Source organism: Roseicyclus sediminis (assembly GCF_025515305.1).
Classification (GTDB): domain Bacteria; phylum Pseudomonadota; class Alphaproteobacteria; order Rhodobacterales; family Rhodobacteraceae; genus Roseibacterium; species Roseibacterium sediminis.
This window is the reverse complement of sequence record NZ_JAOPHT010000007.1, coordinates 132,575-155,409: the sequence shown is the minus strand read 5'-3', so window position 1 is coordinate 155,409 and position 22,835 is coordinate 132,575. Positions and strand designations below refer to the sequence as shown.

Here is a 22,835-nt window from a genome sequence, read left to right as displayed (position 1 = left end):
GCGGACATTGTCCGGCATTCTGGTCATCGTTTCGATTGACACCGGCAAACTGGCAATATCGTGGCGGTAAATCGGTATTGTTTACAAAGGATCACCGTTGAGACCTGCGCGGCGGGGTAGCTGCACCTCGATGAAAACGCCCGCTGTCTGCTGGAGCAGGTGCTGCGTGGGCTTAATTCACGGCACCAAGTCTTCGCGTCCGCAAAGCGATTCAGCGCATCGTTTCACCGGCGCCAGCCCTGGGCGCCCCCGGAGGGTCCGGAACGTGCAGAGCGCGCGTGTTGGCTCGACATCGCTTATGTGCGACGTAGACGCGGCCGGAGGTGCGGATCTTGCGCTTGAAAATCCTTTGTCCGTGACCTCCCGGTGCACATAGTTTCGTCCGACCGTCTTTTCCGGCTGAGGACAAAGCGGCGGGGGGTCTGAATGAAACCGTGGGAACACTTGGCGACGGCGCGAGCGCCAGAAGGGAGCGAACTTCGGCTTCTTCGACGAGGCGACGAATTCTCCATCCGCCTCGAGGACGGCAACGAGTTGATGAACAGCCGGCTGGGCGGGTCGGAAGAGGCGCTAGCGTCGTTGGCGCTGGATCGTCTCGCGGGACGCCGCGCGCCCCACGTGCTGATCGGAGGGCTTGGCATGGGCTTCACCCTGCGGGCCGCGCAGGCCATCGCCCCACCCGACGCTCGGTTCATCGTGGCGGAGATCGTGCCAGACCTGGTGGAATGGGCCGCGCAGCATATGGCCGGGGTGTTCGGCGACAGCCTATCGGACCCCCGGGTCGAAGTCAGGATCGGTGACGTCGGCGCGATGATCCGGGACGCCCGTGGGACATTCGACGCCATCCTGCTCGATGTCGACAACGGCCCGGACGGCCTCACCCGCGCGGACAACGACGCCCTTTATGGTGCGGCGGGCCTGCAAGCTGCGCGCCGCGCGCTCGCGCCCGGAGGCGTGCTTGCCGTGTGGTCGGCCGCGCAGGACCGGAGCTTTGGAAGGCTTCTGTCTTCCTGTGGCTTCGATGCCGAGACCCACGTCGTTCGGGCGGGCCGAAACGGGCGCGGCAGTCGACACACGATCTGGGTCGCGGCCATCCCATAGGAGGCCCACGACCGTCACACGATGGTCCGTAACGCCCGTTCTTCGCGTCCACGATACCGGATCGGTGCGCGCAGCGTCCGCTGTGTCGCGGGCGGTATCTTGGCGGTGCAATGTCGGGCAGCGTCCGGGCCGCGCGGACCGACCTGTCCGCGCTCTCCACGGTGCATCTCCAACCGCCGCTGGCGGGTCGAGGCGCGTGCTCGATCTCCTGCTCCCGGGGGTCTTCGGCACGGCCGATTTCCCGATGTCTCCGATCGCCGTGGCCCATGCGAACGACCCTGCGCCGCCCGGCACCTCGATCGAGGTCTCGCCCGCCCGGAGGGCGCCGCGATGGAAACCTCACCGCGTGAAAAGGTACAATCTGTCAGCAATATTGATCGAAATCATGTTTCGGGGGGCGGGGGCGAACTAGACGGGGGCATCATTGCATCGAAGGAGTGGACCATGTCCTCGTCTGGTAACCAGTCCGGCCACCGCGTGCCGTCGTGGGCGGTCGTCTTTTTCGCTCTTGGAACCTTCGCCATCACCTGGAGCATCATCGGCGGCTACATCTTCTTTCCCGAGACGGCCGTGCGTCTGTTCGGCGAGATCAGCGGAAGTCATCCGCTCTACTTCGCCGCCACCTGGGCGCCGGCCATCGCCGGGATCGCCGTCGTTTTCGCCTTCACCGGTCTCGCCGGGCTTCGCGCCTTTTTCTCGCGTCTGCTGATGTGGCGCTGTGCGCCCGGATGGTGGGCCTTCATCCTCGTCGGTCTTCCGCTGGTCTTCATGGCGGGGTCCCTGATCAAGGGCGGGCCGCTTCTGGCGCCTCTGCCGCCCGAGGGCGCGGGGCCGATGTTCGCCGTCATGGCGATGATGCTGTTTCTCGGTCCGGTGGAGGAGTTCGGTTGGCGTGGGGTCGCGCAGCCGATCCTGCAGCGGCACATGGCGCCGGTCTTCGCCGGTGCGCTGATCGGTGCGGCCTGGGGGCTCTGGCACCTGCCGGCTTTCTACCTTGCCGGCGTAGTCTACGAGAACTGGAGCTTCCTGCCGTTCTTCATCGGCAACGTCACGCTCGCCGTCCTCGTCACGCCGATCTTCAACAGCGCGAGGGGCAGCCTTCTGTTGCCGATGCTGTTCCACTGGCTCCTGATCAATCCGTTCTGGCCCGATGCGCAGCCATGGGACACCTGGATCCTCGCGGTTATCGCGGTCGTGGTGATCTGGTGGAAACGGGACGAGATGCTGACCCGCCGGGGCGCCGTGACCGAGGTCGTTCCGTCCGGGCATGGCGGTCTGCGTCCGGCGATCGTCTAGTCCCATGGGAACGAGAAATGTCATCGCCGCAGCCTTGTCATGCCTGGCGGTCGGCTCGGCCGAGGCCGACATGACCGGGCTTCAGGCGGACCTGCAGGCCACGCTCGATGCCTTCGGGGAGACCTACGCGCTGCCGGGGGCCACAGCCGCGATCGCGTTGCCTGACGGCTCGGTCGTGACGGTCGCCACCGGGTTCGCCGACGTCGAGAACGGACGATTGATGGCCCCCGAGACGCCGATGCTCGCCGCGAGTATCGGCAAGACCTTCGTCGCCATGACCTTTCTGGCGCTCGAGGGGCGGGGCCTTCTTTCTCAAGGCGATCTCGTCTCGGGATATCTCGGCGGCGAGACATGGTTCGAGGAGCTTCCAAACGCGGACACGATGACGCTGGGGCATCTCCTGCACCACCAATCCGGGCTGCCGGACCATCCGCACATGCCGGATTTCCAGCGGGCCGCCGGCGCGCGGTTCGCGGCCGGCGAAGCGGCCTTCGCGCCCGAAGAAATCCTCGGCTTCGTGCGGGGTACCGAGCCGCTCTTCGCCGCGGGAGAGGGGTGGGCCTACAGCGATACCGGCTACATCCTGCTGGGCCTCGTGATCGAGGAGGTCACCGGCAGGGCCTACTACGATCTGTTGTCCGAGACGTTCCTGGAGCCGCTGGGCCTGGATGCCACGACACCTTCCGACAGGACCGACATCCCGGGTCTGGCCGTCGGCTACACGACCGAGGGCAATCCCTTCGACCTGCGGCTGCGCACCGCCGATCCGGAGGGGCGCCTTCTGTGGGATCCGGCCGTGGAATGGACCGGCGGTGGTCTGGCCTCGACCTCGGCCGACCTGGCGCGTTGGGGCCATCTGCTTTTCGGCGGCGCTGCGCTGGGCGCGCCCTATCTAGACCGGTTCCTCGACGCGGTGCCCGTGGCACCGGACGCGCCGGGCATCCTCTACGGGGCCGGCGTCGCCGTCTATTCCGAGACATCGCGCGGTCCGGTCTATGGGCATGGCGGCTGGATCCCGGCCTACGTGTCGAGCCTGCGCCACTATGCCGATCACGGCGTCACCGTCACCTTCCAGATCAACACCGACGCCGGCGTTGTCGACGACTCGAGCGATGTCGTCCCGAGCCTCGAGGCGGCGCTGGCCGATCTCGCGATCGCGGCGGCGGATTGAGCGGCAGTCCCACACATCAACGGAGAAGCGACCGACCATGACCTGGAGACGTGTTGTCATCACCGAGTTCGGGGGACCCGAATGTCTCGAACTGCGGGAGGCCGAAGCGGTCCCCGAGCCCGGGAAAGGCGAGGTGCGCGTCCGCGTCCTCGTGACGAGTGCGGCGTTCACCGACGTGATGATCCGCAAGGGAATGTATCCCGACGTGAAGGAGAAGCCTCCCTTTTCCCCCGGCTACGACATGGTCGGCGTGGTGGACGCAACCGGACCCGGCGCTGCGCGCTTCCGGCCCGGCGACCGCGTCGCGGACCTGACCACCATCGGGGCCTATGCCGACTACCTCTGCCTGCCCGAGGACCGGCTGACCCCGGTGCCGGAGGGTATTCCGGAGGTGGATGCGCTTGCCATGATCCTCTCCGCCGTGACGCCCTACCAGATGCTCCACCGGGTCGCGAAGCTGACGGCGGGCCAGAGCCTTCTGATCCACGGGGCGGGCGGCGCTGTCGGCACGGCGATGCTCCAGCTCGCAAGGGATGCCGGGATCGAGACCTACGGGACGGACATACCCGCCAAGCATGACCTGATCCGAAGCCTCGGCGGCAGACCGGTTGATCCCGGCGTGAGCGGGGAGGCAATGGCGGATGCCACGGGCGGTGGCGTCGATGCGGTCTTCGACCCGCTCGGCGGCGAAAGCCTGTCACGGTCCCTTCACGCCTTGAAGGCCGGTGGGATTCTCGTCGCCTTCGGCTTTCAGAACGAGGTCATGGGCCAGGGCGGCTCGATCCCCATGGACTTCGTGAAGCTGAAGCTGTGGGACTGGCTTCCCAACGGTCACGCGACCGCCTTCTACTCGATCGGAGCCATGCGTAGGAAGCATCCCGACTGGTTCAGGGAGGATCTGGCGGCGTTGTTCGCAATGCTGAAGGACGGCCGCATCGCGCCGGTGGTCGCGGACGTGCTGCCGCTCGAGGAGGCGCGGGCCGCGCATGAGCGCATCGAGGCAGGCGCGGTCGCGGGCAAGCTCGTGCTGAGGGTTTCGGAGCCATGAGGGGGACCATCGCTGCCGCCACCGCGCTGTTCCTGGGCCTGCTCGCCGGGGCCGAGGCCATCGCGCAGGAGACGCTTCTGGTCGATGCCACGATCGTCGACGTGGAGCAGGGCACCCTCAGCCCCGGACGGTCGGTCCTGATCCGGGACGGCGTGATCGCCGAGATCGGCACCGACCTTGAGGCGCCCGGCGCAACCCGCATCGATGCCGGCGGCGGGTTTCTCGTTCCGGGTCTGTGGGACGCGCACGTGCACCTCTTCTCGACACCGGACGAGCCTGAAACGGCCCTGTCGCTCTACCTGATCAACGGTGTGACGGGCATTCGCGACATGGGCGCGCTCTGGCCCATCGGGGCGCAACAGGACCTGCAGGCGCAAATCGAGGCCGGCGAGGTGCTCGGGCCCCGCCTGGTGCTGTCCGGCGCGTGGGTCGATGCAAGCCCCGGCTCCTGGCCGGGCATGTTCCTCGCCGACACGCCGGAGGAGGCCCGCTCCGTCGTGGCGCGCATCGAGGCCGAGGGCTGGGCCGCGGTGAAGGCCTATTCGATGCTCGACGAGGCGACCTATGTCGCGCTTGCGGAGGCGGCGGAGGCACATGGATTGCCACTCGTAGGCCACATCCCCGAGCGCGTCTCTCTGGGAACGGCGATCGAGGCCGGCCAGGCCGGGATGGAGCATTTCGGCCGGGTCGCGATGGCCTGTTCGACCGCCGAGGAACGCATGCTCTCGGACCTTCGCGACGCGATGGACGAAGGTGCCGACCAGGCGCGCATCTTCGGGCTCATGGCCGCGCGCAACCTGATCATCCTGGAGACATGGGACGAGGCGCTCTGCCACGCAACGCTCGCGCGGATCGCCGAGGCGGGGATGCATGTCAGCCCGACGCTCGTCGTCGCGGATTTCTACACCGGCAACTGGCCCTCCGGGGACGCGCCAAGGATGCGGATGACCCCACCGGAAGTCCGCGAGGCCTGGGGGCGGCCGGATTTCCGACTGGAAGCCATGACCGACGAGGTGCGCGCCCTGGCCGAGGATACGATCGCGCTCGACCGGAGGACGTTTCTCATGGCGCACGAGGCGGGGGTGCCGATCCTCGCGTCGACCGACGCTTCCTTCGCCAACCCCTACCTGTTTCACGGGTTCTCGTTGCTCGACGAGCTGGATCTCTACGTCGAGATCGGCCTGACCCCACAAGATGCGCTTTATGCCGCGACCGTCGCTCCGCCGCGCTTCTTCGGCTTGTCGGACCAGGACGGCACCATCGCGGAAGGTCGCCGTGCCGACCTGCTGCTCCTCGACGGCAACCCGCTTGAGGACCTGGGCACGCTGCGTCGGCCCCGGCTGGTGATCGCCCATGGCCACGTCCTCGACCGCGCCGCGCTCGACAGCCTTGAGGCCGAGCTTCTGGCGCGCGGCGCGCCGTGATGCCGTGCCTCTGGCCGGGAGGTGCCGAATGCCAAGGGACAGACCAACTCGGCCCCGGCTCGGCATCTGGCCGCGCTCCCGGTTCGCGCACATCATGAGCGCCGCGATCGTCGTCCTCGCGGCGTTCCTCCTGGTCGTGATGGCTCCGCTCGCAGCGGTCTGCGCTCAATCTTCGGTCGCTGCCCAGCCCGCGGGCGACCCGCTTCTGGAGGGTCTCGCGGCGACCGCCCGAGACCGGATGGAAGCGGACGATGTGCCGGGCGTCGTGATCGCGGTGCTGCGTGACGGTATCCTCCTCGGCCCGGTCGCCCTGGGACTGGCCGATCCCTCGGCGGGCCGGGAGATGACCGCCGATGCGCTCTTCCGCGTGGAGTCCATTTCCAAGCCGGTGACGGCCTGGGGCGTGATGCGGCTGGCCGAGACCGGCCGGTTGGACCTCGACGGGCCGATCGCGGACTGCCTCCTTCGTTGGAGGCCGCCGGACGGCGTGCCGGCCATCACGGTGCGGCAGCTTCTCTCGCATTCGGCGGGTATCGGGATCGGCGACTACGCCGCGCGGTATCGACCCGGCGCGCCGAGGCCGACGCTTCCCGATTTTCTCGAAGGGGATTTCCGCATGGTCGGTGTTCCGGGGGAGGGGTTCGCCTACTCGGACACGGGATACAACCTGCTTGAGCTCGTGGTGGAGGATTGCGCCGGCGAGGAGTTCGGCGCGTTCATGGCGCGCGAGATACTCCGGCCGCTCGGCATGACCGGGGCAGGCTATGACTGGCGCGCGGCCGCTATGCCGGTGGGCCATGACCTGCGCGGGCGGGCCGTGGCGCCGTATGTCTATCCCGCGAGGGGTTCCGGTGGCCTCTTCGCCACGGCGGAGGACATTGCGCGCCTCGCCGCGGCGTCCATGGCGGGTTCGGATCAGGCGGTGTTGCCGGCCGGGACGGTCGCGCTGATGCAGGCCCCCCGGATCGAGGTCGGTGGCCTGTTCGGCTTCGCGGCCGCGGGATACGGCCTCGGTCATTTCACGGAGACGCTCTCGGATGGTCGCGCTGCCATCTGGCACGGAGGGCAGGGCTATGGCTGGATGAGCCACATGCATGTCGTTCCCGAAACCGGCGACGGCATTGTGATCCTGTCCAACAGCCAGCGCGCCTGGCCGCTCTTCGCGGCGGTTCTGCGGGAATGGTCGGGTAGCCTCGGCGTCGAGCCTGTCGGCATGGCGCGCGTTCTCTGGGCCGAGACGGTCGCGAAGGTTGCGGTCGCGGCCCTTCTTGCGGCGGGCGTGCTTGCCGCCTGGAGCGCGGCCAGGGGCGCTGGTGGCGGGGCGGGCGGTGCAGCTGCCGCCGGCATATCGGGCGTTGTCCTGATCGGCTGGCCGATCTGGGCGGCTCGGCAGGATTACCTGTTCCTGTTTTCGATCCTTCCGGGACTCTGGCCCCTGCTGGCCGTGGCGTCGATCCTTTCGGGTCTGGCGCTTTTGGCGCTTGCCGCCGCGAGATGGCGACGCACCTGATCGTCTTCTGTCCTTCGCGCCTTGCCCTACCGCGCTCGGGACAGGCGCCAGCCGGCAAAGACGGACACGACGCACAGAAGCCCGATCGCAATCGTCAGAGGCCGCAGGCCATCGGCCCCTTCACCGGGTATCAGGGGAAGGAGGCCCAGCGTCGTGTTCGAGGCGGCGTGAAAGACATGGGCGAGGACAAGGCTTCCGCCGCTTCTGAGCCAGAGCCAGGTGTAGAGTACGGAGACGGCGAGGATCTGCACGCCAAAGAGCCACGCCGGTATCGCGGCATGGAAGTCTCCGGGCAGTGCCCAGAGCGGCAGGTGCCAAAGGGCCCAGACCAGACCCAGAGCGAGGCTCGCGCGCACAGGCCCGGTCAGGGAGAGCAGCCGCGGCAGCAGGTATCCGCGCCAGCCGGTTTCCTCTCCGGCCACGCTGAACACGAGGACCCAAAGGAAGATGACCGGGGCGAGCATCAGGACCTGCGCAGCCGGCCAGTCCACTTCCCCTCCGGCGGCCATGTCCAATAACAGGGCCGTCACGCCGACTGCGGCCGTGCTCAGAAGCGCGAAGACCCAGGCCCAAGGAGAAGCCCGCCACCGGGAGAACCCCGAGAGGAGCCGGGACAAATCGCTTCGGCCGGAGATGGCGGCGAGACCGAGCGCCGCGAGTGAAGGCCCGAATGCACCCGCGACCCGCCAACCCGCCGCGCTGCTGTCCGTGAGGATGGCCAAGCCCCAGGCCGACCACGAGAGGGCGAGCGACAGTATCGAGAAGACAACCGCCTGTCGCATGCAGGCACCGGGGCTTTTCGCCTCCGCCGCATCGCTGGCGGGCGTCGCGTCCCGCGCGCCTGGCCTGCTGGCCCGAGGTGCACCTGACCCCGTCATTTGCGCGCCCTGGGGAAACGGATGCCGGTGACCTCGGCGAGGAAAAAGGGGAAGTAGTCGTCGGTGCCGAACATGTTGCCGGCCTCCACGCGGAAGGGCAGGCGGTAGCCGTCGACCTCCCGAAAGTCCGACAGATGGCCGCCGAAGGGTTGCAGCCTGTGGATGCCATCGGGGTTGGCATCGCTCCAGCGGTCGAAGCGCACGACGGTCGGCCTTCCATCCGCCTCAACGGTCACATCCACCGACTGCTCCAGCGCGCCGTGCCTGACGGTCACGCGGGCGGTGTTCCCGTCCACTTCCGACCACGCGATGCCGGGACCCGGCAGCAGTGCGGCGGGCGCCCAGATCGCGGCTTCTGCCGCATAGCGCCCGTAGGCGGACCTCGCGTGGTCCGGATCGCCGCCGAGCCTTGCGACCGGAAAAAGCCCCATGGCCCAGAACCGTGTCCACATCCCTGAATCGGAAAGCGCGACGGGCATCCCGCCGCGGGAACGCATGGACCAGACGAAGCCCTCGGGAACCGCAAGGATCTGGTGCGCGTCCATCCTCCGGTAGTTCGGTGCCTCTTTCGTGCCGAGGCTCAAGAGACCCCCCATGTCGATTTCCACAACCGGCAAGATCGGTGCACCCTCCGAGATGGCGAACCCGAAATACCGCCGCGCGGGGCCGGGCAGATGGGCGACCATGTCCCGGCTGAACGCATCCGGCTTTTGCGGTTGAAGCGCCCTGAGGCGTTGCCATTCCACACGATCGGCGCGCCGGTCGAACGCCCGCAAGGCCCCGAGTGCTCCGGTTGCGACAAGGACGGCGGCCGCGAAAGCGAGAAGGAAGTTCATCGTGCTGCTGCTTGGCAAGGGATGCCCCCATCCATGCCAACACGGCCGTCGCAGCGATGATCTGGATCAAGGCCTGGAAAGATGCGGATGTCCGGCGGCGCGCGATTTTCAGGAAGCGGCCCATGGACGCGAAAGTCATCCGGTCGGATGCGGCCCGGCAAGGGCAATGTCGAGCGCCTCGCGCCGACCCACTCCGGGGATCTCCACTCCGGGCGCCATTGCCTCACGTCTTGCGCCACCTTCTTCGCCGCCAGGTCCCTCGGCTTCGCATGGCCGAGGAGCGCGTGGGCCAGCCGCTTCCTGAGCTTCGCATGCTCGTCTCCGGGCGTCTTCGCCACCGCGCGCGGGGCCAGCCCTTCGAGACGCCGTCCCGTCCCCGCCCGGCAATGGCTTCAGGGTCCGGCGGTCTTGGACCGTGGGGGGCGCGTCACCCCGCCATGAAACCGCCTGTCACGAGGACTTGGGCCGCGCGTCGAAGAGGGCTTCGATGCGCTGGGCCTCGTCGGCAAGGCCGTAGGGCGGGTTCACCACGAACAGGCCCGATCCGACCATCCGGTGCCCCTCGCGCGCGGGGCCGAAGACGACCTCGTGGCGGAGCCCGTCCGGATCGAGGGCGGACAGCGCGTCGAGCATCGGCCCATGCGCGCCACCCAGCAGGAGCGGATACCAGAGTGCGATGATCCCGACGTTCCATTTCGCCCGCAGCTTCGAGATTGTCTTCGGGATCGTCGCGTAGTCGTCCTTCACCTCCCAGGACGGGTCGATCAGGACGAGGCCGCGCCGGGGTGTCGGCGGACAGAGCGAAAGCGCCGCCGCGAGGCCGTCGCGGCGCAGGACATGGGCGCCGAAGGGGGCCATCACCTCCTTCAGGGCCTCGTGTTCCCTCGGGTGCAGTTCCGCAAGGTGCATCACGTCGCCGGGCCGCAGCATGTCCGCCGCGATCAGGGGAGATCCGGGATAGGCCGTCGCCCCGTATCGTGCGCGGATCGCGGCAAGGCAGCGGGCATAGGGATGCTCGGGTGGGAAGGCCGCGGCGAGCCGGCCGATGCCGACCGCCGCCTCGCCGGTCTTGAGCGCCTCTGCCGCGTCCAGCCGGTAGAGCCCACGGCCGGCATGGGTCTCGATGTAGCTGAGCGGTTTGTCCTTGCGCGTCAGGTAGTCCAGCATCACGGCCAGAAGCGCGTGCTTGTGCACGTCGGCCATGTTCCCTGCGTGGAAACTGTGCTGATAGGACAACATATGGGCGGCGTAGCCGGATTGGCGGGTCGGGACAAGCGGGCGGGAACAAGCGGGCGGGACAGGGAACCTGAATGGCGGAACGGGACTACGATGCGATCGTCCTCGGGGCGGGGGGCGCGGGCCTGATGGCGGCGGCGACCGCGGGGCAGGCCGGCGCGCGCGTCCTCGTCATCGACCATGCCGAGAAGCCGGGAAAGAAGATCCTCATTTCCGGCGGCGGGCGCTGCAATTTCACCAACACCGGAACCGAGCCGGAGAACTTCCTGTCCGAGAACCCGCATTTCGCGAAATCGGCGCTGAGCCGTTACACGCAATGGGATTTCCTCGCGCTGGTGGAGCGTCACGGCATCGCCTGGCATGAAAAGACGCTTGGGCAGCTTTTCTGCGACGGGTCGGCCCGGCAGATCGTCGCCATGCTGCTGGAGGAATGCCGGAAGGGTGGCGTCGATGTCCGGCTGTCCACCGCGATCGGCGAGATCGGACATTCCGACGGGCGGTTCCGCGTGGCGGGCGCAACGGCGCGGGCGCTCGTGATCGCGACGGGCGGGCCCTCCATCCCGAAGATGGGTGCGAGTGGCGTGGCCTACGACATCGCCCGTCGCTTCGGCCTCGATGTGGTGACGCCCCGCCCGGCGCTCGTGCCCTTCACGCTCGGAGAAGAGGATGCCCCCTTCAAGGGCATTCCGGGCGTGGCCTTTCCCGTGGTCGCCCGGGTGCGGGACGTCGCCTTCGAGGAGGCCGCGCTCTTCACGCACAGGGGCCTCTCGGGGCCCGCGATCCTGCAGGTCTCTTCCTACTGGGCGCCGGGCGAGGCGGTGTCGCTCCGTGTCCTGCCCGATGCGGGCGCAGTCCTGCGCGCCGCGCGGCAGGAGATGCCCCGGACGCATCTGAAGGCCGCGCTCTCCCGCCACCTGCCGGCCCGCCTTGCCGACGTGCTCGCGGCGCGCATCGGGCTCGGGCGGGAGCTGGGAAATTGCTCGGATGCCGAGCTCGACGCGGCCGCCGAGGTTCTGACGGCGCTGACCTTCCGGCCAACGGGCACCGAGGGCTATGCCAAGGCCGAGGTGACGGCGGGCGGCATCTCGACCGCGGCGCTTTCGTCCAAGACGATGGAGGCGCGCGACGTGCCGGGGCTCTACGCCATAGGCGAGGCTGTCGATGTGACCGGCTGGCTCGGCGGCTACAACTTCCAGTGGGCCTGGTCCTCCGGCGTCGCGGCCGGCCTCGCCATCGCGGCGGGCGCCGGCGGGGGGCGCTGACCGTCGTCGCCCCGGTCGACCCCGCGGCGCTGGCCTGATAGGCCATGGGGAGGTCCTTTTGGATGGAGGTTGCGATGAGGGTCCTTTTCACCGGTGGATCGGGAAAGGCCGGGCGCCACGCGGTCCGGTTTCTTGTCGAACGAGGGCATCGCGTCCTGAACGTCGATCTGACGCCGCTAGAAATGGAAGGCGTGGACAACCGGATCGCCGACATCACGGACGCGGGTCAGATGTTCGACGTCATGGCAAGCTATGCCGGGTTCGACGAACTGGAGCCGGGGCAGGGCGTGCCGCGCTTCGATGCGGTCGTCCACTTCGCCGCCGTTCCGCGGATCCTCATCACGGCAGACAACGAGTGTTTCCGCGTCAACACGCTCGGCACCTACAACGTGATCGACGCGGCGGTGAAATTCGGAGTGCGCAAGATCGTCTTCGCTTCGTCCGAGACGACCTATGGCGTCTGTTTCGCCGACGGCGAGCGCAAGCCGGATTATCTTCCAGTCGACGAGGAGCACCCGACGATCCCCGAGGACAGCTACGCCATGTCCAAGGTCGTCAACGAGGCCACGGCCCGCAGCTTCCAGCGCCGGAGCGGCTTCGACATCTACGGCCTCCGGATCAACAACGTTGTGGAACCCCATGAATACGCGGAGAACTTTCCGGCCTACATCGCGGATCCCGCGCTCCGGCGCAGGAACTTCTTCGCCTATATCGACGCGCGCGATCTCGGCCACATGGTCGACCGGTGCCTGAGCGTGAACGGGCTCGGCTACCAGGTCTTCAACGTGTCGAACGACAGCCATTCCGTCGACCGCACCACCGCGCAGCTGATCGAGGAGTTCTATGCAGGCGTCCCCGTGAACCGCGGGATGGGCGAGCGCGAGACGTTCTACTCCAACCGCAAGGCCAGGGACCTGCTCGGCTTCAGCCCGGAACACGATTGGCGCAATTACGTGCTGAGCTAGAGGGCGCACCGGACCAGGCCAACGACCCGGAGCGCCGCAAGGACGAAGGTCCGCGTCTTTCTGCGTTCAGGCCGGCGCCGCCAGCATCGCTTCGACGAGCTTCTGCACCCGAAGCGCCTCCGCGGGTGTCGCAAGTCTGCTGGCTTCGCCCCGCATGCAAAGGAGAAGGTCGTCGAGTTGCGCCCGGAGGCTGACCGCGCGGGGATCGGCGGGCCGTTCGGTCAGCTCTTCGAAGGGCCCGCCATCCGAGCGCGCGTCGACGTAGAAATCCGTGATCCGCCGACTTGCCGCCGAGCCCTTGATGGTCAGTTCCTGCCGGTCCGGCTGCGCGCCGCCGACGCTGGCCATGATCGTGACGGGAAGGCCCGCGGCGTTCTCCAGCCGGGCCAGCATGTGGGTCTCGCACAGCGCCGGATCGGCCGGGTAGGACGGCCGCGCCCAGACCACGGATAGCGGGCCGAGGATGCGTTCCGAAAAGAACAGGAAGTGCGAGATCACCTCGCGTGTCATCCCGCCCTCGTCGCGGAAGCGGAGCCAGTCGGCCGCCTTCTGCCATTCGCGTGGCCAGGCCGCGTAGGTCACGACGATGTCGGCCCCCAGCACCTCGCCGAGCGCGCCGCTCCGTGCGGCCTCCGCGACCCCGGTCAATGCCGCCCCGGCCGCCTGGGTGAAATTGACGGCCGCCGGAACGCCGCTTGCCGCAAGCGCGGCGACGAGCGCTTCGCTTTCGGCGATGTCCACGCCGAGCGGCTTTTCGAGGAACACCGCCTTGCCCTCGGCCGCGGCGGCGAGCGCGTAGGCTTTCCGTGGCACCGGCGGGCAGGCGAGATAGACAAGATCGGCGGCCGCCATGGCCTCTTCCGCGGAAGAGGCGATCCTGGCGTCCGGCGCGAGCGCCGCGGCGGCTTGGCAGGCCTGCGGGTCAGGGTCCCACAGGGCAACCGGCTCGTATCCGGGATGCCGGAGCATGTGTTCGAGCATGCGGCGCCCCATGATGCCCAGCCCGATGATCGATACCGCCACGCTCATGTCTGTGTTCCGTCTCGCTGCTGCGGGCGGTCCTGCCCGCGGGTCCGACAAGGCATAGGAAGGCCTGCGTCCGTGTGCAACCGCCACAACCGAAGGCCGCGGGGTCCCTGCAGGCCGCGTCACCTTTCCTCGAGCAGGATCTGATCGGACGAAATCCCCCGCTTCTCGGCGCTTGCGCGGACAGCCTCCCGCAGGGTCTTGCTGCGATCCAGCAGGCGCCTGAACCGCGCCTCGTCCAGCACGAGCAACGTGGAGGGCGCGATGGCATGCACTTCGGCGCGGCGGGCCCGGTTGAAGAGGATCGCCATCTGCCCGAACATCTCGCCGCGTCCCAGGCGCCAGGACTGACCGGCGGTTTCCAGCTCCACCGCGCCCGAGGCGATGAAAAAGACGCTGTGCGGCGGGCTTTCCTTGCGCATCACGGTCTCGCCGGCATTGGCGTAGCGTGTTTGCAGCGCTCGGCCGAGGCGCCTCAACGTGGCGTCGTCGAGATCGGCAAAGAGCGGAAACTGCCGTACGAGTTCCGTCCGCTGCAACGCGATGTCGAGACGCGGGCGCATCTCCGCAGCCGCGCGGCGTTTCGCGAGATCCTGCATCAGCGCGGAATGGACTTCGGCGCCGATCAGGCCGTCCCCCCGCATCGCCTCGTATTCCCGCTCCTCGAGCCGAAGCGCCGTGCGCCGGATGAACCGCCGCTCCAGTTCTTCCGCGTAGCCGGGATATTGCAGGCGCAGTCCCTCGAGCGCGGTCTCCAGCGCCTCGATCCGACGTGTGAGCAGTTCCTGCAGCAGGTCCGCCACGCGCCGGCCGTGGATGCGCCGGATACGCCCGTCGATGAAGGCTCCGAGATCGCGCAGGATCAGCCGCTGCGATAGCAGCAACTCGAAGCGGTCCGCCGTCATCCGCGCAAGCGGCGCCGACAGGCGGAGCCGGCGTTGAAGGATGACCGAGGCGCGAAAGCCGCGGTCGTAGGCGACACTCCGGCGCGCGGCGCGCTGATAGCCGCTGCGCCCGCCCGTCCGCGCCCCTTCGATCAGCCGGTCGGCGTCCGAAAGGACCTGCTCGGCCATCCGCGAGGACAGCGTGCGTTCCCGCAAACGTTCGAGGATCAGGTCGCGTTCGCGCCCGGCCAGCGCGATCAGGCCCAGCGTGATGCGGTCGCGGTCCAGGATGTCGTGGCTGTCCTCCGCCGCCTTCACCGCCTCGTCGAGCCGCTCGCCGAAAGCCTTGGCTTCCGAGCGAACGATCTCGCGGGTGAGTTCATAGTTCTCGTTGCTGGTGGCGAGGTCCTCGCGCACCGTCTGCAGCGAGACCGCCACGACCTGCCGCGAAAGCGCCTCGTCAAGCGGCGGGAGCCGGTCGAGGCCCAGCCGGGCGATGACCCAGCGCAGCGTGGTGCCCTGGACGATGAGCGTGAAGAGCGTGAAGCCCGTGGCCAGGATGCCGACGAGGCGCTTGGTCTCCAGCGGCACCCGGATGCTCTCGGTCACGGCGAGCGCCAGCGCCAGCGTGACGGCCCCGCGCAGCCCGCCCCAGAGGATCGCGGCCCGGTAGCGCGTTTCGACCTGCGGCGAGGCGCGAAGCACGGTGAGAAGCGGCAGGAGCCCGAACAGGATCACCGCCCGCGCGGCGATCGCGGCGAGCACGACCACGAGGATCAGGACGAAATCGCCGGGCCGCGCCTCTTCGAGGAGGCGGGGGATCAGGAGGGCCGCGAGAATGAAGATCAGCGCGCCGGACCAATGAGCGAGCAGGTCCCAGACCTCGCGCAGGTTGGTCCAGGCCTGCGGCGGCAGGCGACCCGGACCCGTAAGGTTCAGCGTCAGGCCGGCGGTCACCACGGCGATCACGCCGGAGGCGCCGACGCTCTGTTCGGCCAGGATGTAGGCGAGGTAGGGCAGGGCGACCGAGATCGAGATCTGCGCCCGCTCGTGCCGCGCGAACAGGCCCATGACCCAGACGGCCAGCCTTGCCGCGAACCACCCGGTCAGGGCGCCGCCCGCCAGCAGGACCGGAAAGCGCGCGATCGCCGCACCGAGGTCGGGGTCGGGCACACCCAGCATCACGAAGCCCATGAACACCCCGAAGAGCGCGATGGCCGCGGCGTCGTTCAGAAGGCTCTCGCCCTCGATGATCCGCGCCAGCCGCCGGGGCGCCGAGATGGAACGGAAGATCGACACGACCGCCGAAGGGTCGGTGGTCGACACGATGGCGCCGACCAGCAGACAGGCGGCAAGCGGCAAGGCGCTGGCCCAGGACAACGCGTAGCCGACGCTGAGCGTCGCCACGACGACCGCCACGATGGCCAGCACGAGGATCGGAACCCAGTCGTCGAGCATCCGGCGAAGATTCATCCCGAGCGTCGCCTGAAACAGGAGCGTCGGCAGGAAGACGTAGAGGAACACGTTCGACCGGATCGGCAGGCCGAGGATCGCCTCCGCCACCGGGTTGAGGACATCGGTCAGCTCCGTGCGCAGGAAGAACAGCGCGCCGACCCCGATCAGCACGCCGAGAACGGCGAGGATCACGCTCATCGGCAGCCGCAGGCGGTCGGCCATCGGCTCGGCCGCGCCGATCAGGAGAAAGAGCGACGCGATGATCGTGGTGAGAAGAACGATATCCATGGGCCGGACACTACATGGGTGGAGGCCGCCGCAGGACCAAAAACATGCCCCGCGCGGCCCTTGGCAGGGTATCGCCGCGTCAATCCACCGGCCGAAGCGGCAGCGGTTCGGATGATCGGAGGCCGCGCGCCTCTCTTCGCGACGGACCCGCCCGTTGCGGCAAGCCCCCCTCCGGGATCATGCGGCGCGCGCGGCCCCGCGCCGCGAACGCCCAACTCAGAGTTGCGACGAGGAATCCAGCAGACCTTCCTTCAGCGCATAGGCCAGAAGCTGCGCGACGGAGTTCACCTCGAGCTTGGCCATCAGCCGCGTGCGGTGGTTGTCGACGGTCTTGGCGCTGATCGACAGGCGCTCGGCGATGGCCGCGTTCGAACAGCCCTGCGCGATCAGGTGCAGCACCTGCCGCTCCCGCTGCGTCAGGGGTTCGACCGTCGTCGCGTTCTCGAGGATGCGCACAACTTCCTGTGCCACGTATCGCTCTCCCCGCAGCAGGAGTTCGAAGCCCTTCTGCATCTCGTCGGGGGGGCAGGACTTGAGGAACAGGCCATCGACCTCGACGGCCATCCAGTCGGCCAGGCTCTGGGCGGCGGTGAACCCGGTCACGACTGCGATGCGGGTGTCGGGCGACCAGCGCCGGACCTCGCCGAAGACCTCCATGCCGCGCGACAGGGGCATGCCGGCATCCAGAAGCAGCAGATCGGGGCGCAGCGTCTTGCCGAGCGCGATGGCCTCGAAGCCGTTCTCGGCCTCGCCCACGACCTCGGCGCCGTCGATGCGGGCAATAATGTCTTTGAGCCCGTTGCGAACCAACGCATGGTCGTCGGCGATCACGATCTTCTTCGGAGAGCCTTGCACTGTCTGTCTTTTCTCTGAACGCGAACCGAGCGGCGCTGGTGATCTTCGCCATCGCCTTCCTCAGTAGTATCGCGATTCTGACGTATCACAACCTCGCGCGGCCGGGGATCACTCGTGGTGCGGACGACAGTCCGATCGTCGTGGCGCTTGCCGATGCGCCGGTGCGCAACCTGCATCTGCGCATGGTGCGCTCCACCGATCCCGATGCGCCCTGTCCCGTGGCCGACGGCATCGCGCTTGTCGATACCGAGGCGCTGGGCTCGGATGTCTGGGGGTGCCTGCGCGTCGTCAACGCGTCGGCCACCTCGGGCGTCTGGCGGATCGACATGGGCGACGTGACGGCGGTGCGCGCGACCTGGTGGGTGCGTCGCGCGGCCGAGGATCAGCCGGTCCTGACCAACCGGGCCGAGACTGGCATCCGCGAACGCGAGACCGGGACGCGCCGGGTCGTCTCGCTGCCCATTCCGATCATGGCGGGCGAGACCATCGAGATCTGGGCCAGTTTCGACCTGGCCGGGTTGATCACTGGGTCCGCGCCGATGCTGCGGCCGGAACTTCAGCTCGACGCCGAGATGATGGGCCGGTCCCATCTCTATGGCGGCCTCTTGGCTGGATCCGCGCTGCTGATCCTGTTCTTCACCGCCTTCGCCTACCTGCTGCAATCCCGGCCCGCGCGGCTCTATGCCGTGTATTTCGGGATCATCTGGCTGACCATGGCCGCGCGCGAGGGCTATGTCGCGGCGCTCGTGCCCTACAATGCGGGACAGATCATCAACGGCGTCTCGGTGATCGTCGTCATCCTGCTCAGCCTCGCGCACTACCGGTTCGTCGCCGCCTTCGTCGAGGATGCCGCGCCGGGCCACGAAATGGCGCGCGTCGGCGGGCGGCTGGTGCGGCTGGCGCTCTGGGCGATCCTTGCGGTCGTCGTGTTCGTTCTCGGCGTCATCGCGTTGATCGTGCTCATGACCTCGGGCGTGGTGCCAATCGAGGACCCCGACGGCCTCTATGCCGGCATGATCGCGGCAAGCGCGCTGGTGGGGCAGGCCTTCGGCGGCGCGATCTTCGCCGCGTCTCTCCTCTACGCGCTCTGGGCGGCGGTGCTGCTCTGGCGGCTCGGAACGGACGGAAGCGGGTTCTTCGCGGCCGGCGTCATGGTCCTCGTGCTGGGCGTCGCCCTCGTGGCGCGGAACCTGCCGGCGGCGGCGGGGATCGACGCGATCTGGACGCAGTCGGTCGTCAACGTGCTGTGGTTCACCGATGCGATGATCTTCGCCGCCGCCATCGTGCGCCAGACCTTCGGCCTGCGGAACCAGCGCGACATCGCCCGCGAGGCCGAGCTTGCCGCCTCGCAGGAGCAATTGCGCCTGTCACAGACGCTGCTGGCCGCGCACCGCGACCTCGACCGCGCCCGGACCCTGGCCGAGCAGCACCGCTCGCGCCTCGCCCTGACTAGCCACGACCTGCGGCAGCCGCTGATGTCGCTGCGGCTCGCGCTGGAGGAGGCGGAAGCCGCCCCGGCCGCGCTGAAGGAACGGCTGAGTACCGGGCTCGACTACCTGCGCTCGGTCCTGACCGACAGCATGGTGGCCGCGCGGCCGAGCGACATCGACGCCGGTCACGGACCCGCCCCCGCGCGCGAGGCGATCCCGGTCTCGGTGCTGACGCAGAACGTCGTGCGCATGTTCGGCGACGAGGCGCGGGCGAAGGGCCTGACCCTGCGCGCCGCGCCAAGCGGCCTGATCGTCGAGGCCGATCCCGTCCCGCTGATCCGGATGCTGTCCAACCTGACCTCGAACGCGGTGAAGTACACCGATGCCGGGGCGGTCGTGATCGGCGCGCGCCGCCGCAACGGGCGCATCGCCCTCGAAGTGCGCGACAGCGGGCCGGGCATGTCCGCCGATGAGGTGGCCGCCGTTCGCGGGAGCTATGCGCGGGGCGCGCAATCGCACGCCGCCGAAGGGGAGGGGGTAGGCCTTGCGAGTGTCGAGGCTCTGGCGATTGACCATGGGCTCTCCCTCGTCATCCGCAGCGCGCCCGGGCGGGGGACGACCATGGCGATCGAGGGCCTCCGCGAGGCACCGCCCGAATAGCGGAACGCGGCGCAGGGGTCTGCGCCGCGTCATCCGTGGGGATCGTGCCCGCGATCAGCAGCGGCGCATGTCCACCGCCGTCGTCGAGCCGAGCCAGGCGGCCGAGTTGTCGTCGTAGATGATGTAGATGTGGCCCGCGTTGTTGACGTAGCGGTTCGTGCCGGCCCTGCGCGTGTAGTAGAGGATGTTGCCGCCGCGGCCGAGGCCCTCGGCATAGAACCCCTCGTCGAAATTGCCGGTCAGGACGTTGATGTTGCCGCCGAAGCAATATTGGCGCGTCTCGACGACCGGTTGGGGGGGAGGGGCCGGGGCGGGCGCCGGGCCGGTCTGCTGGCCGATGATGATCGCGGCGATGGCGCCGATCAGGGCGGCTTCCAGCTCGGCGTTCTGCGCGGCGGCCGGGGTGGCGGAGGTGCCTGTGATGGCGGAGGCGCCGATGATGGCTGCGGTAAGGAGGCGGGCGGTCTTGATGCGGAGGGTCATGGGTGAGGTCCTTCGGGTTCATGGGGTGTGGCGTTCTGTGCCGATGAATTGACCCTAGCCGCCGCCGCGCATCGGCCCCATGAGGTCAATCCCTCATACTGCGCCGCTTCGGGGCGCGCGCGCGACCATGCGGACAGATGCGAGAGGCGGCGCAGGGGTGCCTGCGCCGCCTTTCGACGGGGGGAGGGGGCCGCGGGTTTCAGCAGCGATAGAGGCGGATCGTCTGGTTGCCGTCGCTCCAGGTCGCATCGCCGTTCTGGAACAGCGCGTAGATGGCGCCGGTCTGGCCGACATAGCGGTGGGTATTGCCGACCCGCTGGTAGTAGAGCGCGTTGCCCGGCCGCCCGGCGGGATAGGCCTGGAAGCCGACGGAGAGATCGCCGACGAACACGTTGACGTTGTTGTTGTCGTAGAAGCAGTAGCTGAAGAATTGCTCCTGCGCGGCGGCCTCATCGGTGCCGGCGCCCATCGCGGTGAGGGCGACGGCAGTGACGGCGGCGAGGCGGAGGGCGGCGCGGCGGATGGAATTCGTGGTCATGGTCCGGGTCCTTCGGTCTGGCGACGGACCGTCATGGCCCGTCCGATGACCCGTTGATGCCAGACGCGGGCTGCGCGGGGACATGAGGTCGATCCCTCATTCGCCGCTACCCGCCAGGACGCTCAGCGCATCAGGACGACGGGAACCTTGCAGGACCTGACCATCTCGGTGGTCGTCGACCCGATCACCAGGCTCCGGATGCGGCTGTGGCCATAGGCGCCCATCACGACCATGCCGAAGCCCTCGTTCTCGACCATCCGGCCAAGCTCGGCATCCGGCTGGCCCGGCACGAGGCGCGTCTCGGCCTCGATCCCCGCCGCTTTCAGAAGGGCAGCGGCATCGCCGAGCCCTTGCCGCGCGGCGGCCGTGTCGGAACCGACCGTCACCACGGTGACCGAAAGCCCGGCAAAAAGCGGGCTGCGCGCGATATGATCCACCGCCTTCATCGCCGAGCGCCCGCCGTCATAGGCCACGAGGACCTTCCCGATCGGCCGGAACGCGCGCGAGGCGACGAAAACCGGCCGATGCGCGGCGCGCACGATCCGTTCGAGGTTCGAGCCCAGATGCCCCTTCGCGAAATCCGCCGCCTCGCCACGCTTGCCGACGACGATCACGCGCGCCTCGGCCTCTATTTCGGCGATGGCCTCGACGATGTCGCCATGGCGCAGACGCGTCGTGACCTCGGCCACGCCGTCCCGCGCGACGATGGCGCGCGCATCCTCGAGGATGGCGCGGCCGCGATGGGCGATCAGCTTCGCGCGCTGGGCATCGAGTGCGGCCAGTTCTTCCAGCAGCGCCGAACGTGCGCCGAGCCGGATCGAGCCGGAGAGGTCGCGCGTCTCCGCCGCCTCGCGGCGGCCGAGCACGTGGATGAGTTCCACCGGCGATCCGGTCCGCCCGGAAATCCAGGCGGCATGGTCGCAGACGCTTTCGGAATAGATCGAACCGTCCACCAGCGCGATGATCTTGGTCGTCATGTCTTCTTCCCCCTCAATGCGCCGAGAGACTGTCGAGCGCGCCCGGCCGGTCGCTCACGCCGAGCCGGTCGACCAGCGTCTCGGTCGCCTCGTTCATGCCGACGACCTCCACCTCCGCGCCGTCGCGGCGGAACTTCAGGATCGCCATGTCTAGCGCCTGCACCGAGCTTATGTCCCAGATGTGTGAGCGCGAGACGTCGATCACCACGCGCTCGGGCGCCTCGCGGAAGTCGAAGGCGTCCATGAAGTCCTCGACCGACCCGTAGAACATCTGCCCCTCGACACGGTAGGTGCGCACGCGGCCATCGGCGCTGATCTCGCTCGTCACCCGGAAAAGCTGCGCGATCTTGCCGGCGAAGAAGATCCCCGACAGGAGCACTCCGACCAGCACCCCGATGGCGAGGTTGTGGGTCCAGACCACGGTCGCCACGGTCGCCAGCATCACCACCGAGGAAGAGCGCGGGTGTACCGCGAGGTTGCGGATCGACGACCACGAGAATGTGCCGATCGAGACCATGATCATGATGGCGACGAGCGCGGGCATCGGGATGATGCGCACCAGATCGCCGAGGCCCACAACAAGGATCAACAGGAACACGCCGGCCACGAAGCACGACAGCCGCCCGCGCCCGCCCGATTTCACGTTGATGATCGACTGGCCGATCATGGCGCAGCCCGCCATGCCGCCGATGAAGCCCGTGGCCGTGTTGGCGAGGCCCTGGCCGATGCACTCCTGGTTGCGGTTCGACTTCGTGTCAGTCAGGTCGTCGACGATGTTCTGGGTCATCAGGCTTTCGAGCAGGCCCACGACCGCCACCGCGACCGAGTAGGGCAGGATGATCCGCAGCGTCTCGAGGTTCAGCGGGATGTCGGGCAGGAGGAACATGGGCAGCGTATCGGGCAACTCGCCCATGTCGCCCACCGTGCGAACGTCCCATCCGAAGGCGACCGTCAGGGCGGTCAGCACGATGATCGTGACCAGCGGCGAGGGCACGGCCTTCGTCAGGAGCGGGAAGAGGTAGATGATCGCCAGCCCCGCCGCGACCAGCGCGTAGGTCAGCCAGGTGACCTCCCTGGGGTCGAGTTCGGGAAGCTGCGCCATGAAGATCAGGATGGCGAGCGCGTTGACGAACCCCGTCATCACCGATTTCGAGACATAGCGCATCACGAAGCCGAGCCTCAGCGCGCCCGCCCCGATCTGCAGGAGGCCCGCCAGCACCGTCGCGGCCAGGAGGTATTGCAGCCCGTGGTCCCGCACCAGCGTGACCATCAGGACCGCCGTTGCCGCCGTCGCCGCCGAGATCATGCCGGGACGCCCGCCCGCGATGGCGGTGATCACGGCGATGGAGAAACTGGCATAAAGCCCGACCTTCGGGTCCACGCCCGCGATGATCGAGAAGGCGATGGCCTCGGGGATGAGGGCCAGTGCGACCACGAGACCCGCGAGAAGGTCGGCGCGCACGTTGCCCAGCCACTGGCGGCGGTAGGCGTCGAATGAAAACATGAAAGCTG

At 68.4% G+C, this 22,835-nt stretch carries 19 protein-coding genes; 9 read left to right on the top strand and 10 right to left on the bottom strand.

What is annotated here, in order from left to right:
* Positions 1–537: 537 nt before the first annotated feature.
* The 6 genes from N8I71_RS11445 to N8I71_RS11420 all read left to right on the top strand — a co-directional run bounded on the left by N8I71_RS11445 (position 538) and on the right by N8I71_RS11420 (position 7,550).
* Entirely contained in the window at positions 538–1,101 is a 564-nt protein-coding gene (locus N8I71_RS11445) for a spermidine synthase (protein WP_262878117.1), read from the top strand.
* A 444-nt stretch (positions 1,102–1,545) separates the two neighbouring features.
* Positions 1,546–2,397 (top strand): CPBP family intramembrane glutamic endopeptidase, encoded by an 852-nt coding sequence (locus N8I71_RS11440; RefSeq protein WP_262878116.1) that lies wholly within the window; start codon positions 1,546–1,548, stop codon positions 2,395–2,397.
* Positions 2,398–2,467: 70 nt separating this feature from the next.
* Positions 2,468–3,568 (top strand): serine hydrolase domain-containing protein, encoded by a 1,101-nt coding sequence (locus N8I71_RS11435; protein ID WP_262878115.1) that lies wholly within the window; start codon positions 2,468–2,470, stop codon positions 3,566–3,568.
* A gap of 37 nt (positions 3,569–3,605) precedes the next feature.
* The gene (locus tag N8I71_RS11430) at positions 3,606–4,616 is read left to right on the top strand and encodes a medium chain dehydrogenase/reductase family protein (protein ID WP_262878114.1); all 1,011 of its coding nucleotides are present in this window, start codon (positions 3,606–3,608) and stop codon (positions 4,614–4,616) included.
* Entirely contained in the window at positions 4,613–6,040 is a 1,428-nt protein-coding gene (locus N8I71_RS11425) for an amidohydrolase family protein (protein ID WP_262878113.1), read from the top strand. The genes N8I71_RS11430 and N8I71_RS11425 overlap by 4 nt, the downstream gene beginning before the upstream one ends.
* 94 nt (positions 6,041–6,134) lie before the next feature.
* The gene (locus tag N8I71_RS11420) at positions 6,135–7,550 is read left to right on the top strand and encodes a serine hydrolase domain-containing protein (RefSeq protein WP_262878112.1); all 1,416 of its coding nucleotides are present in this window, start codon (positions 6,135–6,137) and stop codon (positions 7,548–7,550) included.
* A gap of 26 nt (positions 7,551–7,576) precedes the next feature.
* Here the strand turns inward: N8I71_RS11420 and N8I71_RS11415 are convergent, their stop codons facing one another.
* The 3 genes from N8I71_RS11415 to N8I71_RS11405 all read right to left on the bottom strand — a co-directional run bounded on the left by N8I71_RS11415 (position 7,577) and on the right by N8I71_RS11405 (position 10,503).
* A complete protein-coding gene (locus N8I71_RS11415; protein ID WP_262878111.1) occupies positions 7,577–8,059 on the bottom strand; it encodes a CPBP family intramembrane glutamic endopeptidase in 483 nt (160 codons plus the stop codon).
* A 365-nt stretch (positions 8,060–8,424) separates the two neighbouring features.
* Positions 8,425–9,264, bottom strand: a complete 840-nt coding sequence (locus tag N8I71_RS11410; RefSeq protein WP_262878110.1) for a DUF6544 family protein — start codon at positions 9,262–9,264, stop codon at positions 8,425–8,427.
* A gap of 450 nt (positions 9,265–9,714) precedes the next feature.
* Positions 9,715–10,503, bottom strand: a complete 789-nt coding sequence (locus N8I71_RS11405) for a 23S rRNA (adenine(2030)-N(6))-methyltransferase RlmJ (protein ID WP_262878109.1) — start codon at positions 10,501–10,503, stop codon at positions 9,715–9,717.
* Positions 10,504–10,574: 71 nt separating this feature from the next.
* Here N8I71_RS11405 and N8I71_RS11400 point away from each other — a divergent pair, with 71 nt between their 5' ends.
* On the top strand, positions 10,575–11,762 hold the full coding sequence (locus tag N8I71_RS11400) for a BaiN/RdsA family NAD(P)/FAD-dependent oxidoreductase (RefSeq protein ID WP_262878108.1): 1,188 nt from the start codon (positions 10,575–10,577) through the stop codon (positions 11,760–11,762).
* A gap of 74 nt (positions 11,763–11,836) precedes the next feature.
* A complete protein-coding gene (locus N8I71_RS11395) occupies positions 11,837–12,727 on the top strand; it encodes an NAD-dependent epimerase/dehydratase family protein (RefSeq protein ID WP_262878107.1) in 891 nt (296 codons plus the stop codon).
* 66 nt (positions 12,728–12,793) lie between these two features.
* Here N8I71_RS11395 and N8I71_RS11390 read toward each other — a convergent pair whose 3' ends face one another.
* From N8I71_RS11390 to N8I71_RS11380, 3 genes are all read right to left on the bottom strand, one after another.
* Positions 12,794–13,756 (bottom strand): Gfo/Idh/MocA family protein, encoded by a 963-nt coding sequence (locus tag N8I71_RS11390; RefSeq protein ID WP_262878106.1) that lies wholly within the window; start codon positions 13,754–13,756, stop codon positions 12,794–12,796.
* 119 nt (positions 13,757–13,875) lie between these two features.
* The gene (locus N8I71_RS11385; protein ID WP_262878105.1) at positions 13,876–16,380 is read right to left on the bottom strand and encodes a cation:proton antiporter; all 2,505 of its coding nucleotides are present in this window, start codon (positions 16,378–16,380) and stop codon (positions 13,876–13,878) included.
* Positions 16,381–16,596: 216 nt separating this feature from the next.
* Positions 16,597–17,235 (bottom strand): LuxR C-terminal-related transcriptional regulator, encoded by a 639-nt coding sequence (locus tag N8I71_RS11380; RefSeq protein WP_262878104.1) that lies wholly within the window; start codon positions 17,233–17,235, stop codon positions 16,597–16,599.
* 38 nt (positions 17,236–17,273) lie between these two features.
* On the opposite strand from N8I71_RS11380, the gene N8I71_RS11375 reads away from it, so the two are divergent.
* Positions 17,274–19,325, top strand: coding sequence for a sensor histidine kinase (locus N8I71_RS11375; RefSeq protein ID WP_262878103.1), 2,052 nt, complete (start codon positions 17,274–17,276; stop codon positions 19,323–19,325).
* A 54-nt stretch (positions 19,326–19,379) separates the two neighbouring features.
* Here the strand turns inward: N8I71_RS11375 and N8I71_RS11370 are convergent, their stop codons facing one another.
* From N8I71_RS11370 to N8I71_RS11355, 4 genes are all read right to left on the bottom strand, one after another.
* Complete coding sequence (locus tag N8I71_RS11370) at positions 19,380–19,808, bottom strand: hypothetical protein (RefSeq protein WP_262878102.1); 429 nt, start codon at positions 19,806–19,808, stop codon at positions 19,380–19,382.
* A 199-nt stretch (positions 19,809–20,007) separates the two neighbouring features.
* Entirely contained in the window at positions 20,008–20,346 is a 339-nt protein-coding gene (locus tag N8I71_RS11365; protein WP_262878101.1) for a hypothetical protein, read from the bottom strand.
* 122 nt (positions 20,347–20,468) lie between these two features.
* On the bottom strand, positions 20,469–21,323 hold the full coding sequence (locus tag N8I71_RS11360; protein WP_262878100.1) for a universal stress protein: 855 nt from the start codon (positions 21,321–21,323) through the stop codon (positions 20,469–20,471).
* A gap of 13 nt (positions 21,324–21,336) precedes the next feature.
* Complete coding sequence (locus N8I71_RS11355) at positions 21,337–22,827, bottom strand: SulP family inorganic anion transporter (protein WP_262878099.1); 1,491 nt, start codon at positions 22,825–22,827, stop codon at positions 21,337–21,339.
* Positions 22,828–22,835 lie beyond the last annotated feature (8 nt).

What these genes read in the sequence shown, in the direction of transcription:
- N8I71_RS11445 (WP_262878117.1), top strand. Translation starts at nt 538, where the DNA reads ATGAACAGCCGGCTGGGCGGGTCGGAAGAGGCGCTAGCGTCGTTGGCG.
- N8I71_RS11440 (WP_262878116.1), top strand. Translation starts at nt 1,546, where the DNA reads ATGTCCTCGTCTGGTAACCAGTCCGGCCACCGCGTGCCGTCGTGGGCG.
- N8I71_RS11435 (WP_262878115.1), top strand. Translation starts at nt 2,468, where the DNA reads ATGACCGGGCTTCAGGCGGACCTGCAGGCCACGCTCGATGCCTTCGGG.
- N8I71_RS11430 (WP_262878114.1), top strand. Translation starts at nt 3,606, where the DNA reads ATGACCTGGAGACGTGTTGTCATCACCGAGTTCGGGGGACCCGAATGT.
- N8I71_RS11425 (WP_262878113.1), top strand. Translation starts at nt 4,613, where the DNA reads ATGAGGGGGACCATCGCTGCCGCCACCGCGCTGTTCCTGGGCCTGCTC.
- N8I71_RS11420 (WP_262878112.1), top strand. Translation starts at nt 6,135, where the DNA reads ATGAGCGCCGCGATCGTCGTCCTCGCGGCGTTCCTCCTGGTCGTGATG.
- N8I71_RS11415 (WP_262878111.1), bottom strand. Translation starts at nt 8,059, where the DNA reads ATGGCCGCCGGAGGGGAAGTGGACTGGCCGGCTGCGCAGGTCCTGATG.
- N8I71_RS11410 (WP_262878110.1), bottom strand. Translation starts at nt 9,264, where the DNA reads ATGAACTTCCTTCTCGCTTTCGCGGCCGCCGTCCTTGTCGCAACCGGA.
- N8I71_RS11405 (WP_262878109.1), bottom strand. Translation starts at nt 10,503, where the DNA reads ATGTTGTCCTATCAGCACAGTTTCCACGCAGGGAACATGGCCGACGTG.
- N8I71_RS11400 (WP_262878108.1), top strand. Translation starts at nt 10,575, where the DNA reads ATGGCGGAACGGGACTACGATGCGATCGTCCTCGGGGCGGGGGGCGCG.
- N8I71_RS11395 (WP_262878107.1), top strand. Translation starts at nt 11,837, where the DNA reads ATGAGGGTCCTTTTCACCGGTGGATCGGGAAAGGCCGGGCGCCACGCG.
- N8I71_RS11390 (WP_262878106.1), bottom strand. Translation starts at nt 13,756, where the DNA reads ATGAGCGTGGCGGTATCGATCATCGGGCTGGGCATCATGGGGCGCCGC.
- N8I71_RS11385 (WP_262878105.1), bottom strand. Translation starts at nt 16,380, where the DNA reads ATGGATATCGTTCTTCTCACCACGATCATCGCGTCGCTCTTTCTCCTG.
- N8I71_RS11370 (WP_262878102.1), bottom strand. Translation starts at nt 19,808, where the DNA reads ATGACCCTCCGCATCAAGACCGCCCGCCTCCTTACCGCAGCCATCATC.
- N8I71_RS11365 (WP_262878101.1), bottom strand. Translation starts at nt 20,346, where the DNA reads ATGACCACGAATTCCATCCGCCGCGCCGCCCTCCGCCTCGCCGCCGTC.
- N8I71_RS11360 (WP_262878100.1), bottom strand. Translation starts at nt 21,323, where the DNA reads ATGACGACCAAGATCATCGCGCTGGTGGACGGTTCGATCTATTCCGAA.
- N8I71_RS11355 (WP_262878099.1), bottom strand. Translation starts at nt 22,827, where the DNA reads ATGTTTTCATTCGACGCCTACCGCCGCCAGTGGCTGGGCAACGTGCGC.